The sequence below is a fragment of the Aestuariivirga sp. genome (assembly GCF_044238155.1).
In the GTDB taxonomy this organism is placed as follows: domain Bacteria; phylum Pseudomonadota; class Alphaproteobacteria; order Rhizobiales; family Aestuariivirgaceae; genus Aestuariivirga.
The window spans coordinates 1-16026 of sequence record NZ_JBIIDX010000005.1 but is presented as its reverse complement, the minus strand read 5'-3'; the positions used below and the strand labels follow the sequence as shown (position 1 = coordinate 16026).

Annotated in this window: 15 protein-coding genes; 8 read left to right on the top strand and 7 right to left on the bottom strand. The window is 59.5% G+C overall.

Annotated elements, in window-relative coordinates; translation table 11 throughout:
* The first annotated feature begins 57 nt into the window (after window positions 1-57).
* A complete protein-coding gene (locus ACILRN_RS01125; RefSeq protein WP_395684780.1) occupies window positions 58-1014 on the top strand; it encodes an NAD(P)H-binding protein in 957 nt (318 codons plus the stop codon).
* A gap of 121 nt (window positions 1015-1135) precedes the next feature.
* Here the strand turns inward: ACILRN_RS01125 and ACILRN_RS01120 are convergent, their stop codons facing one another.
* The 5 genes from ACILRN_RS01120 to ACILRN_RS01100 are packed head-to-tail and all read right to left on the bottom strand — an operon-like array spanning window position 1136 to window position 6072.
* Window positions 1136-1474: an STAS domain-containing protein gene (locus tag ACILRN_RS01120; RefSeq protein WP_395684753.1), complete on the bottom strand. Its 339-nt coding sequence runs from the start codon at window positions 1472-1474 to the stop codon at window positions 1136-1138.
* A 19-nt stretch (window positions 1475-1493) separates the two neighbouring features.
* Window positions 1494-2042, bottom strand: coding sequence for an ATP-binding protein (locus ACILRN_RS01115; protein WP_395684752.1), 549 nt, complete (start codon window positions 2040-2042; stop codon window positions 1494-1496).
* 3 nt (window positions 2043-2045) lie between these two features.
* Complete coding sequence (locus ACILRN_RS01110; protein WP_395684751.1) at window positions 2046-4418, bottom strand: SpoIIE family protein phosphatase; 2373 nt, start codon at window positions 4416-4418, stop codon at window positions 2046-2048.
* The gene (locus ACILRN_RS01105) at window positions 4415-5584 is read right to left on the bottom strand and encodes a methyltransferase domain-containing protein (RefSeq protein WP_395684750.1); all 1170 of its coding nucleotides are present in this window, start codon (window positions 5582-5584) and stop codon (window positions 4415-4417) included. Before ACILRN_RS01105 ends, ACILRN_RS01110 begins: the two co-directional genes overlap by 4 nt.
* Entirely contained in the window at window positions 5581-6072 is a 492-nt protein-coding gene (locus tag ACILRN_RS01100) for a ubiquinone biosynthesis methyltransferase UbiE (RefSeq protein WP_395684749.1), read from the bottom strand. The genes ACILRN_RS01105 and ACILRN_RS01100 overlap by 4 nt, the downstream gene beginning before the upstream one ends.
* Before the next feature lie 196 nt (window positions 6073-6268).
* Here ACILRN_RS01100 and budA point away from each other — a divergent pair, with 196 nt between their 5' ends.
* Window positions 6269-6982, top strand: a complete 714-nt coding sequence (gene budA / locus ACILRN_RS01095; RefSeq protein ID WP_395684748.1) for an acetolactate decarboxylase — start codon at window positions 6269-6271, stop codon at window positions 6980-6982.
* A gap of 31 nt (window positions 6983-7013) precedes the next feature.
* Here budA and ACILRN_RS01090 read toward each other — a convergent pair whose 3' ends face one another.
* Complete coding sequence (locus tag ACILRN_RS01090) at window positions 7014-7664, bottom strand: GPP34 family phosphoprotein (RefSeq protein ID WP_395684747.1); 651 nt, start codon at window positions 7662-7664, stop codon at window positions 7014-7016.
* Window positions 7665-7846: 182 nt separating this feature from the next.
* Here ACILRN_RS01090 and ACILRN_RS01085 point away from each other — a divergent pair, with 182 nt between their 5' ends.
* Genes ACILRN_RS01085 through ACILRN_RS01075 form a run of 3 tightly spaced genes read left to right on the top strand, consistent with a single transcriptional unit; the run spans window position 7847 to window position 9529 of the window.
* Window positions 7847-8269: an ATP-binding protein gene (locus tag ACILRN_RS01085; protein WP_395684746.1), complete on the top strand. Its 423-nt coding sequence runs from the start codon at window positions 7847-7849 to the stop codon at window positions 8267-8269.
* Between the two features lie 27 nt (window positions 8270-8296).
* The gene (locus ACILRN_RS01080; RefSeq protein WP_395684745.1) at window positions 8297-8638 is read left to right on the top strand and encodes an STAS domain-containing protein; all 342 of its coding nucleotides are present in this window, start codon (window positions 8297-8299) and stop codon (window positions 8636-8638) included.
* An 18-nt stretch (window positions 8639-8656) separates the two neighbouring features.
* Window positions 8657-9529, top strand: coding sequence for a PP2C family protein-serine/threonine phosphatase (locus ACILRN_RS01075; RefSeq protein WP_395684744.1), 873 nt, complete (start codon window positions 8657-8659; stop codon window positions 9527-9529).
* A 141-nt stretch (window positions 9530-9670) separates the two neighbouring features.
* Here the strand turns inward: ACILRN_RS01075 and katG are convergent, their stop codons facing one another.
* The gene (katG, locus tag ACILRN_RS01070; RefSeq protein WP_395684743.1) at window positions 9671-11878 is read right to left on the bottom strand and encodes a catalase/peroxidase HPI; all 2208 of its coding nucleotides are present in this window, start codon (window positions 11876-11878) and stop codon (window positions 9671-9673) included.
* A 458-nt stretch (window positions 11879-12336) separates the two neighbouring features.
* On the opposite strand from katG, the gene ACILRN_RS01065 reads away from it, so the two are divergent.
* The 3 genes from ACILRN_RS01065 to ACILRN_RS01055 form a co-directional block, all read left to right on the top strand.
* Window positions 12337-13701 (top strand): UDP-glucose dehydrogenase family protein, encoded by a 1365-nt coding sequence (locus tag ACILRN_RS01065; protein WP_395684742.1) that lies wholly within the window; start codon window positions 12337-12339, stop codon window positions 13699-13701.
* Window positions 13702-13707: 6 nt separating this feature from the next.
* A complete protein-coding gene (locus ACILRN_RS01060; protein WP_395684741.1) occupies window positions 13708-14661 on the top strand; it encodes a UDP-glucuronic acid decarboxylase family protein in 954 nt (317 codons plus the stop codon).
* Window positions 14662-15239: 578 nt separating this feature from the next.
* The coding region (locus ACILRN_RS01055) for a hypothetical protein (RefSeq protein WP_395684740.1) at window positions 15240-16026 on the top strand (787 nt) is incomplete at its 3' end.

The window sequence follows — 16026 nt, the reverse complement described above, 5'->3', positions numbered from 1 at the left end:
GGGAGCAGAATGGCTGGACACATCCGGACAGGCGCACCTCTACCGCGACGGGTCTTCGTGCTGGGTGCCACCGGCACGATCGGCAAGGCAACGGTCGCTGCGCTGCTGGAGACAGGCCATGAGGTGGTGTGCCTGGTCAGGCCTGGTTCAGACCTGCATCTGCGATGGGAGCCGCAGGAACGCCAGCCAGAGTTTCGCGTAGGTCAGGTGACGGATCCGGTCTCTCTCCGCCGTGACGGGCTTCGCGGTGAGCGTTTTGACGTCATGGTCTCCTGCCTTGCGTCTCGTACCGGCGCCGCGAGAGATGCCTGGGCTCTCGATCACCAGGCTCATCTCGATGCGCTGGCGGCTGCGCAAGAGGCCGGCATCAGCCAGTTTGTCTTGTTATCGGCGATCTGTGTCCAGAAGCCCCGCCTTGCTTTCCAGCATGCCAAGCTTGAATTCGAGAAGCAGCTGATCAAGTCAGGACTTGTCTATTCGATCATTCGCCCAACGGCCTTTTTCAAATCGCTCTCCGGGCAGTTTGCCCGCGTGCGGCAGGGAAAGCCCTTCCTGGTGTTTGGTGACGGACGGTTGACGGCAACGAAGCCGATCAGCGATCGCGATACTGCAAGGTTCATGGCCCGCTGTATCAGTGATGTGTCCCTGCACAACAGGGTCTTGTCCATTGGCGGACCCGGGCCTGCCATAACGCCGTTGCAACAGGCCGAGTTTCTGTTCGCCGCACTTGGTCTTGCGCCCAGAGTCAGGCATGTGCCCGTGGTGCTGCTTGACCTGATCGTCGGCGCACTGAGCCTTGGGGGCCTGTTCTCGTCACGTTTGCACGAAAAGGCCGAACTGGCCCGCATCGGGCGTTACTATGCAACCGAGTCGATGCTGGCGTGGAATGAGGAGGCAGGCCGCTATGAGGCTGATGCCATCCCGTCGACCGGCGAAGAAACACTCCAGTCATACTACCAGCGCCTCGCTGCAGGCGAGGCTGAGCCTGACCGAGGCGCTCACCGAGTATTCTGACGAAGGCTACCTGCTGCCGGGAAGATCCATCCGCCGCGAAGTGACCCCGACCGTGCCGGTCGGATTGCTGCTGAAACGGCGCTGCAGCCTTGCGCGTCGGGCGCCCCCGCGTCAGCAGTTCTCAGACAATGATGAGTTCAACACCCTTGTGCAGCTTCTGAAGATTGGGCAGCGATTTTGACTGCCAGGGAATCTTCGTCGAACCCAGAACCTTCATGGCAACATCCGGCTGCTTTCGAAGTTCGATCGTGAACTTTGCCAGAAGATTGATGCCGGAGCTGTTCAGGAATTCCAGCTGCGTGAGGTCCAGCACGACGTTCTGCGGCTTTTCAGTCAGCACTTGCTGCATGAGGTCGAGGATCGGCTGGTAGGCATCGGTTCCCGACAGGCGCAAGGTACCTTCGTAGTGGATGGTGGAACCTTCCGTCCAGATCGTGTACTCGGCAGTCTTGATTTCCATTTCGATGAACCCTTGATGATCAGTTGAGTGTGAGTGAGGCGTATGTGCTGAGCAGAACTGTGTGGCCACCGGGCTGCTCGCTGAACGACCAGCCCAGACGCGCACCATAGTCGTTCATCAGGGTCAACAGGCCCAGCCCGGACCCCGATGATGTCTCATCAGCAGCGTTGGCCTCAATGCGCTCAATGAGCAGTTCGCCCGGATCGCGCGTGGTGAGTTCCGCAAGAAGCGCCTGGAATTTCTCCGCCGTGCCGGATGCCGCAACATTGCGCACGCTTACTTCGAGATTGCCGCCTTCGAGGGAGCAGCGCACTTCGATGTCGCCTGGGCTGCGGAATTTTATGGCGTTTTCCAACAACTCATTGACGAGATAGACAATCGCGTGCCGCGTTTCGTTATAGTCCGATCCAGCCTTGGCGTGGTGCAGTGCAACCATGTCACCAAGGAATTCGCAAGTTGCGCTCGCGTGCTGCCAGCTTACAGCGAGAGGGCCCTCGGCCAGAACGATGCCGATGGTGAAGGCCGCAGCGCCGTTGCTATGCGTAGTCTCTCCAAACTCCAAGCTCATCGATCACCTGTGCTTGACCACGACGAGCGTGATGTCGTCATGGACTTTCTGTTTTCCGATATGGGCTCTTACGTCGGCAATGATGGCCGTCTTCGCTTCGACAGCAGTTTGACGGTGGACACGGCAGGCAGACTCCACCAGCCTCTCGATACCAAACAGCACACCATCCTCGCTTTCAGCCTCGGTGATGCCATCGGTATAGAGGATCAGCATGTCGCCTGACTGGAACGGAACAGTCACGGAGGAAAGCAGTCCGTGGATGTTTTCCTCAAGGCCGATTGGGAAGCCGAGATCGATGGTGTCGATTCGCTGGGCTGACCCATCGTTGCGGATGATGATCGCTTCCTCGTGCTGACCCGAAATCGTCAGCTGTTCCGAGCTGTAATCCACGAATGCCAGTGACAGGTGCTTGCCAGTCTTGGTGCGCTCGATGTTCTTGTAGATTGCCGTGTTGAGCACCTCAAGGAAGGCACACGGGTCTTCGATGCCACGCTCATAAAGCGCGCGACCCACCGACTGTACCATGATCATCAGCACGCCACTTTCAATGCCGTGGCCGGTGACGTCGCCAATGCCGATCTTTGCTCCACCCGGCGCGTAGAGCACATCGTAGTAATCTCCTCCAACCTCGTCTGCCGGCTCAACATAGCTCGCCATCTCGAGTTCGGGGATACCGCTCAGCTCGCTGATGTTCGGCAGAACCATCATCTGCAGCCGCCGGGCTACGTCCAGTTCCGCTCCCATGCGCAGGTTTTCATCGCGCAGCTTCTCGTAGAGCTGCTGGATTTCCTCGGTGGCGGAGGCAAGTTCGCGGGTTCGGTCGGCAACGCGCTGCTCAAGGGTCTCGGTGTGGTTGCGTATATCGCGGGCCATCGAATTGAAGGCTGCTGTCACACGGGCAACCTCGTCCCGGCCTCTCACGGGAACCTGGACATTATAGTCGGCACGGGTGAGCCGCGTTGCGGCGTCGGCAAGAGCGACCAGACCGGCTGTAAAGCGGCGTGACACCATGATGGAAACGGCCAGCACCGCAATCAGGAAGGCGATCACGGAGATCAGGATACCTTCGACGATTCTCGTCGTGGCGGCATCGATCTGCTTTTGCGCGGCATACAGGGAGGCATAGATCTCGCGATCTGGAACCACGAAGCCCAGCATCAGGCGCTCTGGCACGATGCCGGCGTTGGGCTGCCACAGGTTCATCTGCTGAAGCGGATGCAGGGCAATAAGCAGACCCTCCGGTTTTCCGTCCCGTTCAACCGTGACATGGGAAATCAGTGTTTGATCGGCGGCTGGCATCTTCAGTGCAGCGACATCTGCAAAACGGCTCTTCGACAAAATGCGATTGATTCCAGTGACACCCGAGCCGGTGGCATTTTCCTGCTCGATTCCGAGCAGGGCCTCGCCTGCCGTATTCACCGTCAGCACGTTTCCATCCTGCTGTGCGAGAAATGCAAAGCCGGTATCGGCGATCTTCACGCCCTGCACGAGTTCCGTCAGTTGCTCGAGCGTGATATCGACTGCCACCATGCCTTCGACGTCGTCGCGCTGTTTGGTGTAGAGCGGGTGGAAATAGCTCACGATCAGCTTGCCCGTGATGGCGTCGATGTAGGGTGCGACAATCGTGATGTCGGTCGGGGCGGGGCGGGAGCCAGGGTCCTTCAGCCAGCGCTGCCAGGCTTCATAGACACCAGGAAAGAAGAAGTCCCAGAAGTTCTGGTCGTTGTTGCCGGGGTATAGCTTGTCGAAGGTCTGCGCCTGGTCCGAATAAGGCATGGTGCGCATGATCGGCCGCGACTTGGGGCCGACGTAATACATCTGAAGCTTGCTCTGGCCGGTTCCCATGAGTGAGGGCACAACCAGATCGAAGAAACTGGTTCCACGAACGGCATCGGCCACGTCTGGCCGCATGTTACCCGCAGCATCGAGGAGATAGCTCCAGACGCTGATCACAGATGGCTCGCCCGGCTGGTTCTGTGACCAGCGCGCGGCAGCGTTGTAGTTCATCTTGTCCTGGAATGCCGGATGGCGGTCGAGAAAACTGCCAAGATCCTTGCCCAGTTGTGGATCATCGATCAGGCTCTGGCTCAACTGCGCGAGCGCTGTCACCTGGTCAAAGGTGCGAGCAAACATCAGCGTGGCACGTTGTGCGGTCATGTCGATGTAGCGGGTTAGATACTGTTCGGTCGCTTCGGAGAGGCCCTGCTCGATTTCCCTCGATGCGTCTCGTGAGAGTTGGTGCACGTTCCACAGCGCCACACCGCCGCTGAGGAGCAGCGACAGCAGCACAGCAGTACCGATCAGCGCAATGAACTTGGTGCGGAAACTCGTCAGGACGCCGCCTTTGACCTCATTGTTTTCGATATTGACCGTCATGTTGGTTTACGCCCCGATGCAGCCCAGATTGGCCAGCCCGCATATCCCTTTGGATGAAGTGCAGCATAGATGTGGTCCTGGAAACCCTGCCGGAAGCGGGCGATGAACTCGGGTGAGTCGCCACGGTCGCGCGCCATCTCTCCGGCATAGACATTTTCCCAGGCCTGAATCATGTCGGCAAAGTCCTGCGGGTTCCCGTCGCGGTTGGTCACCATGAAGGTGTCCATGCGGATGTCATCAAAGCCAGCATCGATCAGGTGGCGCCCGCTCTTCGGGCCAAACTCGATGTCCATGTTGAAGTGAGCCCAGAGTTTTGCCACTTCCGTGTAGGTCCACTGGATGGTCTCGCCGCGTGGTTCGCCAAGGCAGTGCGAATTCTTTTCGTTGGTGATGTAGACCCTGCCGCCTGGCTTGCAGATGCGATATAGCTCGCGCAGGATCAGTTCTGGCCGGTCGAATACTTGCAGCGAGTGGCGGCAGGTGACAAAGTCAAAACTGTTGTCATCGATCATGATCTCGGCGGCGTCGCCGTAGACGTATTCAATGTCGGTGATCCCGAAGTCAGCGGCAACCTTGCGGGCGTAGTCGAGGCTCGAGCGCGAATGGTCGAGCGCCAGCAGGCGCGAGGGCTTGAACTCCTTGTGTGCCAGCACGGCAAAATCGCCAATGCCGCAGCAGATATCGGCAATGCTTGAACCAGGCGTCAGGCCGTGACGCGGCAGAAGCAGCCGCTCATGCCGCCAGGTCATGCGTGTCTGGTTTCGCAGAATGGGAATGAACCCGCCCTCTTCGAGGAAGGACTGACCAGGATAGAATTCCTTGTCATATTCAACCACGGTCACATTCGGCAGCCGCTCAGCCAGCGGCAGGAACTTGCGTGTCGACCAGCCCAGGACGCTGGAGGTTACAACCTCAATCCGCAGGTCCGCCCGCTTGTTTACCATCTGTGTAACCAGTCCGGCGATCATGCGGAACGCAACGTTGTTGATCCGGCCCAGCCGCTTGACGTTGAGGTACAAGGTACCGCGAACATTTGACAGCGCCTGCAGCAATGCGGACTCGAGAGGCTTTATTTCGGAGGCAGAGCGTGGCCGCAGTTTGCCGGCAATGACAAACTCCTGGTTGTTTTCGTTGAAGGTGGCGGAATATGTTTCGCTTCCTGTCACGCGGCTGCTCCCTCAAGCTGCATCGCAGCTGCCACCGTCACGCGGTTTGACCCACGCGGTTCGATGCTGATCGTTGCTTTGTAATCAACGGCTATTTCCAGCAGACCCAGATGTGGATCGCCGGGACCGGGCGAAAACAGCGCCTTATGATAGATCTGGGTAAGATCGGGTCGTTTCAGCTGTTCTGCCGCCCCCTTGTAGAAGCCAAGGGCCGCATCATCGCATGGCAGGTTCAGTTCGATGACGTCGGCGCCGCCAGACCGGGATACGCGACAGGAAAACTCGCCATGCGGCCCATGATGGGCGAAGGCAATCTCAAGCAGTTCGTTGAGGGCCGAGCTGAGCAAGTTGGCGTGCAGCAGCGGGTCGGGCCGGTTATGGCTCACCATACGTGCGACGTATGAGGAAATACGGTCGCAGTGCAGCCACTCTGACGCAAACTGGTCAATGCCCATGCTTACTTCAAGTAGAGGTTTCGTATCGCTCATTGCTCTGTTTCCAAGATTTCCCGCTCAACAGGCACCTGCTTGCGATTGTTAGAAGCAAGGTACAAACTTGGTGGAATGTTTAGCGATCATCCTCCGGTCAAACAAGCAGATTTCGCTTGCACTTTTCCTGTGCTGACATGAGTTTGTCATCAAAGTAACCCCAATTTTCTTCGGCAGGTGTTCAATGCGGCGCGACATGCAAAACAAAACAAGACCGCCGGTTTTCATCACGGCGCCGCTGGCAGCCCTGGTTGAGGGCATTTACCGTGCGGACACGACCATCGGCCAGTTGCGTAACAAGGGCAACCTGGGCATTGGCACGTTCAACGACCTCGACGGTGAACTCGTGCTGCTTGACGGCCGGGTCTACTGCCTAAGGCCCCAGGGAGAGGCAGAAATCATTCCTGATACCGTCAACACGCCTTTCGCGCTTGCGGTTGAGTTTACCGGAGACACCGTCGATCGCCTCGACTCGCCGCTGCCCGAGGATCGTTTCGAGCATGCGCTGCTGGATCTGCTGCCATCAACAAACCTGATGTACGCCTTCCGGATCGATGGCAGCTTCGACCGCGTCCGTGCACGCTCTGTTCCAAAGCAGAGCAACTATCTGCCCCTGGCCGAGATCGCCAAGTTGCAGACGGTGTTCGAGTTCTCGGATGTCCAGGGAACGATTGTCGGCTTTTACACACCTGGCTTTCTCAGCGGGGTGCATCTTGCCGGGCTCCATCTGCATTTCATCACGGCTGATCGGTTGCGGGGAGGCCACCTGTTGTCTGCGGCGCCCCGCGATATCTCCGTTGCCGTGCAACATGCGCCTGGCATTGAGCTCGGGCTGCCGATGACCTTCGACTTTCTGACCATGGAGCGCAAGCGCGACATGGAGGCAGATCTTAACGTCGTGGAACGATAGGGGCGCGCGGTCTGCGCGTCGCCCCTTCGGCTTACATGTGGGCAGGCGTTGCCATGGCCATGGCGCGCTCGAACAGCTCGATGTAGCGGTTCACGTTCTGGCCGATGAGTTCCATCTTCGAGAATTTCGCGATGCGTTCGCGCGCCTGCTTGAGCTCTGACTGCGGCACGATCTGGCGGATGATGCCGCAGGTCTCGGCGAGCGACATCAGGCAGACGTCACGCGGGTCGGGCAGCCCGTCGCGCAGCAGAACCTCAAGCAGCCTGAGCTTCACCTCGCGTATTTCCTTGCCGTCGATCGCGGGATAGCGGCGTGTCTTCAGGAACCAAAGCAGCCGGCCTTCGGTCTCGACAAGGATCTTCTTTGCGCACAGGCGAGCCAGGGCCTGGCTGCGCACCGTGTCTCCAAGCTCGATCAACTGATTGATGAGGTTTTCTGCATTGCTGTCGAAACCCGTGTCGCTCAGCTTGGCCAGTACAGGGTCGAGCGATGCATCGCCAGTGGGAGTCTTATTTACAACCCAAACGCGATCGAGGTCACTGTCCAGCCGCCCTGCCAATGCAAGTTCCATGATTGCCGCGCCCACAAAACCGGCACGCTGGTATTCAAGTGGAATGTCGACAAAGCCGCCGTCCTCGTCCTTCAGTGTGAGCAGGAGGAACTCTTCCGGAACTGTCAGCATGGTTTAGCCCCAATCAAATTAAGCAACGTCACTCTAGCGACTTGGCGGAGCATTATCCAGTCTTCTGCGCAGGCGCCAAGGTGATTTATGCCGGAGCGTTGCTTATCCATGGTTGCGCGGACGGGAGAGTTTGTGCTTTCCTTGAAAGGAAGGCTGAAGACGCGATCTTGAGGGGAGTTTCCGTGACTGGCCGACTCGACATGTCGCTGGCAAATGACGTGCAGGAGGTGGCGCGGGTGATTGACAGTCTGGAGGAGTTTGGCGCGGAGCAGGGAATCCCGCCCGGCCAGGCGCTTCGCTTCGGGCTGGTGCTGGACGAGCTCATCACCAATATCGTCTCATACGGCCTTGCTGATCGTCAGGACGGCGTCATCAGGCTGATGATTGAACATTCGGATGGCATGCTGAGGGCGGAACTTGCTGACAATGGCCCGCCATTCGATCCCGTGAGTGCGAAAGCAAACGTGGCCTCCGGCAGCATTGAAGACCGGGCGATTGGTGGGTTGGGCCTGACGATCGTGAAAAATGTTCTCGACCGACTTGACTACGAGCGCGTAGATGGTTTCAACCGTGTAACCATGGAAATGACACTGAAGGCGGCTTAGTCCGCGCTATCTGGGAGACTTGAACAAGTGGCAAACCTTTCGCACGACAAACTGGGCAATGCCCTCATCCTCAAGCCGTCGCGCCGGATCGACAGCAGCAATGCAAAGGCCTTCGAAGACGAGGCGGCTGCGCTGGTCGATTCTGGCCCGAAGCTGGTTGTCATCGATGCCTCCGATCTTGATTACATCTCGTCGGCGGGCCTGCGTGGCATCCTGACGACAGCCAAGAGGGCCAAGGCTGCTGGAGGCGGGCTCACCATTGCGTGCGCCCGTACCAACGTGAAGGAGGTCCTTGCCGTCAGCGGCTTCGACAACATCTTTGGTCTTCATGCCAGTGTTGAAGCGGCCGTCGCTGCACTTGCCAAGTAACTCGCACCGGTTGCCAGCATGACAGACCTAGAGCAACGGCTGGCAGCTTCCGAGGCTGAGCTTGAGCGCGTCCGGGCCGAGTTCGAAGACCTGAACCTGCTTTACCAGGCAACGATCGAGCACGGCGAGGCGGTGGAAGACCAACTCGCCGAAGCCAATTTGGAATTGCAGCGAACGCAGAAGCGCCTGTCTGAAGAACTGACGGAGGCGGCCAACTACATATTCTCGATATTGCCGACGCCGCGGCAAGCGGCGCCACACACCGAATGGCTGCTTGAGCCCTCAACCGAACTGGGCGGTGACAGCTTCGGATATCACGACATCGACGCTGATCACATCGCGCTCTATCTGCTCGATGTCTGTGGCCATGGTGTCGGCGCCGCACTGCTTTCGGTGACGGCAATCAACGTGCTCCGCTCCGGAGCGCTGCCCAATACCGACTTTCGCGAGCCGGGCCAGGTGCTGTCAGCCCTCAATGAGGCGTTCCCGATGGAAAAGCAGCACAACATGTATTTTACCATCTGGTATGGCGTGTACCAGCGCAGTACGGGGTCGCTTCGTTACGCCAGCGCCGGCCATCCGCCGTCTGTCCTGCGCAAGGCAGATGGTCGTGTGCTTACTCTCTCCACTCCCGGCATTGCCATCGGCATGATGCCTGACATGATGTATCGCACTGCTCATGCCGAGATCGGGATGAATGACCGTCTTCATCTGGTCAGCGATGGCACCTTTGAAGTTGAAACAGCGCCCGGCGAGATGCTGGCCTTTGAAACCTTTGTCTCTCGCCTGAGTGAAAGCAGCAGCCCGGCCGAGGTGCTTGACTGGGTGCGTGCCATCAATGGCCCAGGTCCACTGCCGGACGATTTTTCGCTTCTCACCGTGTCGTTCTAGCGCTTCATGCCCTGATCTTTCCTTCTGTTCCCAGCGTGCAGCATGGCAAGGTCAACGAGGACGCCGGAGCGGCAAGCGCTGTCCGGCATGAAAAAGGGCGGCAATCGCCGCCCTCTCATTGTCATTCGTGTCTGCTGCTCATCAGGCCAGGTCGAACCGGTCGAGGTTCATCACCTTGGTCCAGGCCTTGACGAAATCCTGCACGAACGCCGTTTCGCCGTCGCCCTGGGCATAGACCTCGGCAAGGGCGCGCAGCTGTGAGTTGGATCCAAAAACCAGGTCAACGCGCGTCGCTGTCCATTTGGCAGCGCCGGTCTTGCGGTCACGGCCTTCAAACACGTCCTCGGCAGGTGATGTTGCGGTCCACGCCGTGTCCATGCTGAGCAAATTGACGAAGAAGTCGTTGCTCAGTGTCTCCGGACGCTTGGTCAGAACGCCATGTTGTGCCTGGCCGTGATTGGCGTTCAGCACGCGCAGCCCACCAATCAGAGCTGTCATCTCCGGTGCGGTGAGCGTCAGGAGTTGAGCCCGATCGACGAGAAGTTCCTCCGCGGAAAGGGAGTACTTCGTCTTCAGGTAATTGCGGAAACCGTCTGCCGTTGGTTCGAGAACGGCGAAGGATTCGACATCGGTCTGCGCCTGGCTGGCATCGGTTCGGCCCGGCGTGAACGGCACCTCGGCCGAGTGCCCGGCCTTCTTCGCCGCGGCTTCCACCGCTGCACCGCCACCCAAAACGATCAGGTCGGCCAGCGAGACACGCTTCTTGCCGGTCTGTGCGGCGTTGAACTCCTTCTGGATGGCTTCGAGCTTGGCAAGAACTCCGGCAAGCTGTGCAGGCTGGTTGACGTCCCAGTCCTTTTGCGGGCTGAGCCGGATGCGAGCACCATTCGCGCCGCCGCGCTTGTCGGAGCCGCGGAAGGTTGAGGCTGATGCCCAGGCCGTGGCCACGAGCTGCGCGAGCGTGAGGCCGGAGGCGAGGATCTTCGCTTTCAGCGCCTTCACGTCATCTGCGTTGATGATGTCGAAGTTGCGTGCGGGGATCGGGTCCTGCCAGATCAGGTCCTCGGCCGGCACCTCGGGGCCGAGGTAGCGTGGCTTTGGGCCCATGTCACGGTGCGTGAGCTTGAACCACGCCCGCGCAAACGCGTCGGCGAAGGCCTTCGGCTCTGCCAGGAAGCGGCGCGAAATCTTCTCATAGGCAGGGTCGGCGCGCAGGGCGAGGTCGGTGGTCAGCATAACCGGCGCATGGCGCTTTGAGGGATCATGCGCGTCAGGCACCGTTCCTTTCGCCTCGGCATTCTTGGGTGCCCACTGCCAGGCGCCAGCCGGGCTCTTGGTCAGTTCCCATTCGTAGTTGAGCAGGTTTTCGAAATAGTTGTTGCTCCACTTGGTCGGCGTCGTGGTCCAGATGCCTTCAAGTCCGCTGGTGATGGCATCACCCCCTTTGCCGCTCTTGAAGCCGGAGACCCAGCCCAGCCCCATCGCTTCAAGGGGAGCGGCCTCGGGCTCTGGTCCGACATTGCTGGCTGGTCCGGCGCCGTGGGTCTTGCCAAAGGTATGGCCGCCCGCGATGAGGGCCACGGTCTCTTCGTCGTTCATCGCCATGCGTGCAAAGGTTTCACGGATGTCGCGTGCGGAGGCCACGGGGTCCGGCTTGCCGTTGGGCCCTTCCGGATTTACATAGATGAGGCCCATCTGGACCGCGGCCAGCGGGTTTTCGAGTTCGCGGTCGCCAGTGTAACGCTTGTCGCCGAGCCAGCTGTCCTCGGCGCCCCAGTAGATGTCTTCCTCGGGTTCCCAGACATCGGCTCGCCCGCCGCCGAAGCCAAACGTCTTGAAGCCCATCGACTCAAGCGCAACGTTGCCGGTCAGAATCATCAGGTCGGCCCAGGAGATCCCGTTTCCATATTTCTGCTTGATGGGCCACAGCAGGCGGCGGGCCTTGTCGAGGTTGGTATTGTCCGGCCAGCTGTTGAGCGGGGCAAAACGCTGGGTGCCGTTGCCGGCGCCGCCGCGGCCATCGCCGGTGCGGTAGGTCCCCGCGCTGTGCCAGGCCATGCGGATGAAGAACGGGCCATAATGGCCCCAGTCAGCCGGCCACCATTCCTGCGAATCAGTCATCAGCGCGTGCAGGTCCTTCTTCAATGCAGCGTAATCGAGCTTCTTGAACTCCGACGCATAGTTGAAGGTGGGGGCCATGGGGCTCGACAGCGCCGAGTGCTGGTGCAGAATTTTCAGATTGAGCTGGTTCGGCCACCAATCGCTGTTCGACCGCCCGGAAAATGATGCATGTTTTGGCGCCCCGTGAAACGGGCACTGGCCGGCCGGTGCTGTGACCTTCTTGTCCATCAGTCTCTATCTCCAAACCTGATTGTTAATGCAGGCCTTTTACGACGCTTACCAGGTGGCGGTTCAGCACGTCTGCAAGGCTCTCGAGGGGCCTTCTAAAGCACGGGCGGGGCTATTTGAAGGTGCTTTTTGACGCGCATCGCGGCAAAATTCTTGCGCCCGCCCGAAATCGCTTCGGCATCCTGTCCGTTCCCGTCGCGGCCTGCATGTGCTTGTGCCCTCTCTCGGGTCTTGCCTCGACCGCCGCCACGGCGGCATTTGCCGACGACCTCCGGACATGGCAGTATAATCATCTGAAATGATTTGGATTTATGAGTCTGGCCGGTAGCGGCGAGAGCCGGCAACATCCAGGCAAGGCCCGCACGTCAAATGACGGATCGTCAGCAGACGCATTTCATTCCATCGGGTAAGGGGCTAAACACGCGGTGCATGCCGTTGGTGGCAGCGGGGACCAAAAGATGAAAATCGCAGTTATCGGAGCCGGATATGTTGGGTTGGTCTCGGCGGCCTGCTTCGCCGATTTCGGCCACGAGGTGGTCTGCGTTGACCGCGATCCACGCAAGCTGTCGCTGCTCGAGCAGGGACGCATCCCCATTTACGAACTTGGCCTTGAGCCCCTCGTCACGGCCAACCGGCAGGCGGGACGGCTGTGCTTCACGGATGATCTCGCGCAAGCTGTGGCTGCGGCGGAAGTGGTGTTGCTCGCAGTGGGAACGCCCACCCGCGCGACTGGGGATGCTGCTGATCTTGCGCAGCTATTCTCCGCAGCCGGCGAGGTCGCCCGCGCGCTTCGTGGCTTCACCGTGGTCGTCACCAAGTCAACCGTTCCGCCGGGAACAGCCGCCCGGCTGCGAGCCACTATGGCCGAGGCCAGGCCGGTTGGTGACTTCGAGGTTGCCTCCAATCCGGAGTTCATGCGCGAAGGCTCTGCGGTCGAGGATTTTACCCAGCCCGACCGTGTCGTCGTGGGGGTTGCCTCGATGCGGGCTGAAAATGTTCTCCGTCAGCTCTATCGACCGCTCACGGCTCGCAACATTCCCCTGCTGGTGACCACGTGTGAAGCAGCAGAGGTGATCAAGTATGCGGCAAATACCTTCCTCGCCACGCGTATAGCCTTCGTCAATCAGCTTGCCGATTTTTGCGAGCGGGCAGGCGCTGACGTGGGTGATGTCACCCGCGGCATGGGTCTCGACAAGCGGATAGGCCCTGCTTTTCTCGCTCCCGGCCCCGGCTTTGGTGGTTCCTGCTTTCCCAAGGATACGCGCGCCATGGCTCATGCGGCGCGCGAGGTCGGTCAGCCCTTCACCATCGTCGAGAGCGTGATTGCATCCAATGACACGCGCAAGCGCCAGCTGGTGGAGCGCGTGGCGGCCGCGGTGGGCGGAACGCTGGGCGGCCGCAGGATCACTGTTCTCGGCATCGCGTTCAAGGCGGATACGGACGACATCCGCGAATCATCGGCCTTGACGCTGATCCCCGATCTGCAGGCCAGAGGCGCCCGTCTCGCCGTATTTGACCCCGTTGCGATGGACAATGGCCGGCAGCTCTTCGAGGACGTGGAGTGGTGTGAAGACGCCTATGCCGCAGCAACGGGCGCGGATGCCGTGGTCGTCCTGACCGAGTGGAACCTGTTCCGCGGTCTCGATCTCGCACGGCTGGCCCGGGTGATGCGCCAGCCGGTTTTGGTCGATTTCCGAAACCTGTTCCTGCCGGAAGATGCGCTGAATGCGGGCCTCACCTACCATTCAGTGGGCCGACCTGTGGTGCAAGCCCCCGATCGTCCCGCTGCCGCGGTCCTGCCATTCCGTTCTGGAACGGTGTGACCATCCATGCCGCGTCTCCATCAAAGCCGCAAGCGGATCCTCGTCACGGGAGGAGCTGGTTTCCTTGGCTCGCATCTGATCGACCGATTGATCGCACAAGGCCATGAGGTGATCTGTGCCGACAATCTCTACACCGGGGCAAAGCGCAATATCGAGCATCTGCACGCAAATCCGCGCTTCGAGTTTCTGCGGCACGATGTCTGCAATCCACTCAAGCTCGAGGTTGATGAGATCTTCAACCTCGCCTGCCCAGCCTCGCCGGTGCATTATCAGCATAATCCCGTTCTCACCACCAAGACATCGGTTCTCGGCGCGCTCAACATGCTGGGCCTCGCACGGCGCCTTCGCTGCCGGATATTTCAGGCATCGACCAGTGAGGTCTACGGCGATCCGGAGGTCCACCCCCAGCGCGAGGATTACTGGGGTCACGTCAATCCGGTCGGTGTTCGAGCCTGTTATGATGAAGGCAAGCGCTGCGCTGAAACACTGTTCTTCGACTATCACCGCCAGCACGGCGTTGACATCAAGGTGGCGCGCATCTTCAACACCTACGGCCCGCGCATGCATCGGATGGATGGCCGCGTCGTCTCCAACTTCATCACGCAGGCCTTGCGTGGCGATGACCTGACGATCTACGGTGACGGCACCCAGACCCGTTCCTTCTGTTACAGCGATGATCTGGTGGAGGGCATCCTTCGCCTGATGGACTCATCTTCACAGGTCACTGGTCCCGTCAACCTTGGCAACCCGGATGAATTCACCGTCCTGTCCCTGGCTGAACAGGTGCTGAAACTGACCGGTGCGCGTGTCCGCATCCGGCATCTGCCATTGCCCGAAGATGATCCGCGCCAGCGCCGTCCCGACATCTCGCTCGCCCGCAGCACGTTCGGATGGGAGCCTGCCATAGATCTCGCTGAAGGCCTGAGCCGCACCATCGCCTACTTCAGGAACGCTTCCTGAAGGGCTGACGGACGCTTCCACGAAGAACGGCAAGCTGCCGCACCGCTTCTTGTAAGACCTCAACACGGCTATTGCGCTCCACCAGCAGAACCGGTTGCCCTAGGCTGAACTGGGCAGCGCGCTCAGCCTTGCCCTGATCGTTCGTGCGAGTGCCCTTCGACGGGCTAGCCGGGCTGTGACGTGCCAGCGCGCGGCATCTTGGAGCCGACTATGAATCCTCTTTTCACTGTCGAGGTGTGCCGGCGCCCATCCATCGGCTCACCTTGCAAGGGTCGCGTCTGGCTCTCGCATGAGGTTCCGTGTACGGGCTTGGGGCACGAAGGCGAAGTCTGGTATGGCAAGCGCGAGATGTCCGGCCTCCAAGCACCGGAACACCTCTTCTGCCCCTGTGGACTTTTCCGGATTTGTTAGTCTCGTCTATGGCTTGGCCCGTCATATAGACTGGCAGTCCGGCAGCTGGACGGCTTTGCACGTTAACCTACAGAAGAGCATTGTATCGATTGCAGCCATGAAGATAAGCTAAGGATCGTATCAGTAGAAAACGATTGCTCTAACAGAAGCCTGGCAGGTGGGGTAAAATGTTTGATCCTGTAACTATCGTCTATGTGATGCTCGGTGCGGCCGGTCTCGTCGGCGCTGACGCCTACATGAATTCGTCCACACTGTTTCTTCGGGCAAATGTTGCGCCGACCTATGAGGATAGGGGCTTCAGTTCGGAGGTGGTTGAAGCAATACTGCTCGGAAAGCTGGACGCCATTACCAGTACCAAGTCGCTCGTGATGTCTCGCGACATCGTCTCCAGCAACAGCCCGACAGTCTCCGGTTCTCTGGCAGAGGTGGCGGGGATAACGGACGCCCTCGAGTCGATCAAGACAGCAGCAGGGCTTGATAGTCCGGTCCTCCTCGCGAACATTGTTGTCGACAAGCTGAATGATGTCGAGGTGCCGCGCATGATCGTGGCGGGCCAGAATGAACGTGGCAAGGATTTTGAGTTCTCGCTGACGCTAAACGACGAAAAGCCATTTGACGAAGTGCTGTCGGAAGTGGCCGAGCGGGCAATGAATGAGATAAGCCCATATCTGACGGCTCTGCACGCTTTCGATGATGCTGAACAGGAGGAAGTTTTCCCGACGAAGGCCGAAGGGCTGGTCAACAAGTGGCTGAGTGTTGCATCAGCCAAGGAATATGATGCCGAGCGTGCCTTGTTCGAGAATCTGTATGGCCTCATTCACCTGCTCAAGAATGACGTGGCTGAGTCCGAGCGCTGGTTTCTGAAGTCATCACGGTCCGACCCGGACCTGAAACTTGCCAAGCTGAACCTGGCCTACATCGCAGCCTATCAGGGTGAGTATGAGAAGGCGATTG

Bases quoted from the DNA above. Each gene is read 5' to 3' on its own strand.
- ACILRN_RS01120 (WP_395684753.1), bottom strand. From the start codon at position 1,474: ATGGAAATCAAGACTGCCGAGTACACGATCTGGACGGAAGGTTCCACC.
- ACILRN_RS01115 (WP_395684752.1), bottom strand. From the start codon at position 2,042: ATGAGCTTGGAGTTTGGAGAGACTACGCATAGCAACGGCGCTGCGGCC.
- ACILRN_RS01110 (WP_395684751.1), bottom strand. From the start codon at position 4,418: ATGACGGTCAATATCGAAAACAATGAGGTCAAAGGCGGCGTCCTGACG.
- ACILRN_RS01100 (WP_395684749.1), bottom strand. From the start codon at position 6,072: ATGAGCGATACGAAACCTCTACTTGAAGTAAGCATGGGCATTGACCAG.
- budA (WP_395684748.1), top strand. From the start codon at position 6,269: ATGCAAAACAAAACAAGACCGCCGGTTTTCATCACGGCGCCGCTGGCA.
- ACILRN_RS01090 (WP_395684747.1), bottom strand. From the start codon at position 7,664: ATGCTGACAGTTCCGGAAGAGTTCCTCCTGCTCACACTGAAGGACGAG.
- ACILRN_RS01075 (WP_395684744.1), top strand. From the start codon at position 8,657: ATGACAGACCTAGAGCAACGGCTGGCAGCTTCCGAGGCTGAGCTTGAG.
- katG (WP_395684743.1), bottom strand. From the start codon at position 11,878: ATGGACAAGAAGGTCACAGCACCGGCCGGCCAGTGCCCGTTTCACGGG.
- ACILRN_RS01065 (WP_395684742.1), top strand. From the start codon at position 12,337: ATGAAAATCGCAGTTATCGGAGCCGGATATGTTGGGTTGGTCTCGGCG.
- ACILRN_RS01060 (WP_395684741.1), top strand. From the start codon at position 13,708: ATGCCGCGTCTCCATCAAAGCCGCAAGCGGATCCTCGTCACGGGAGGA.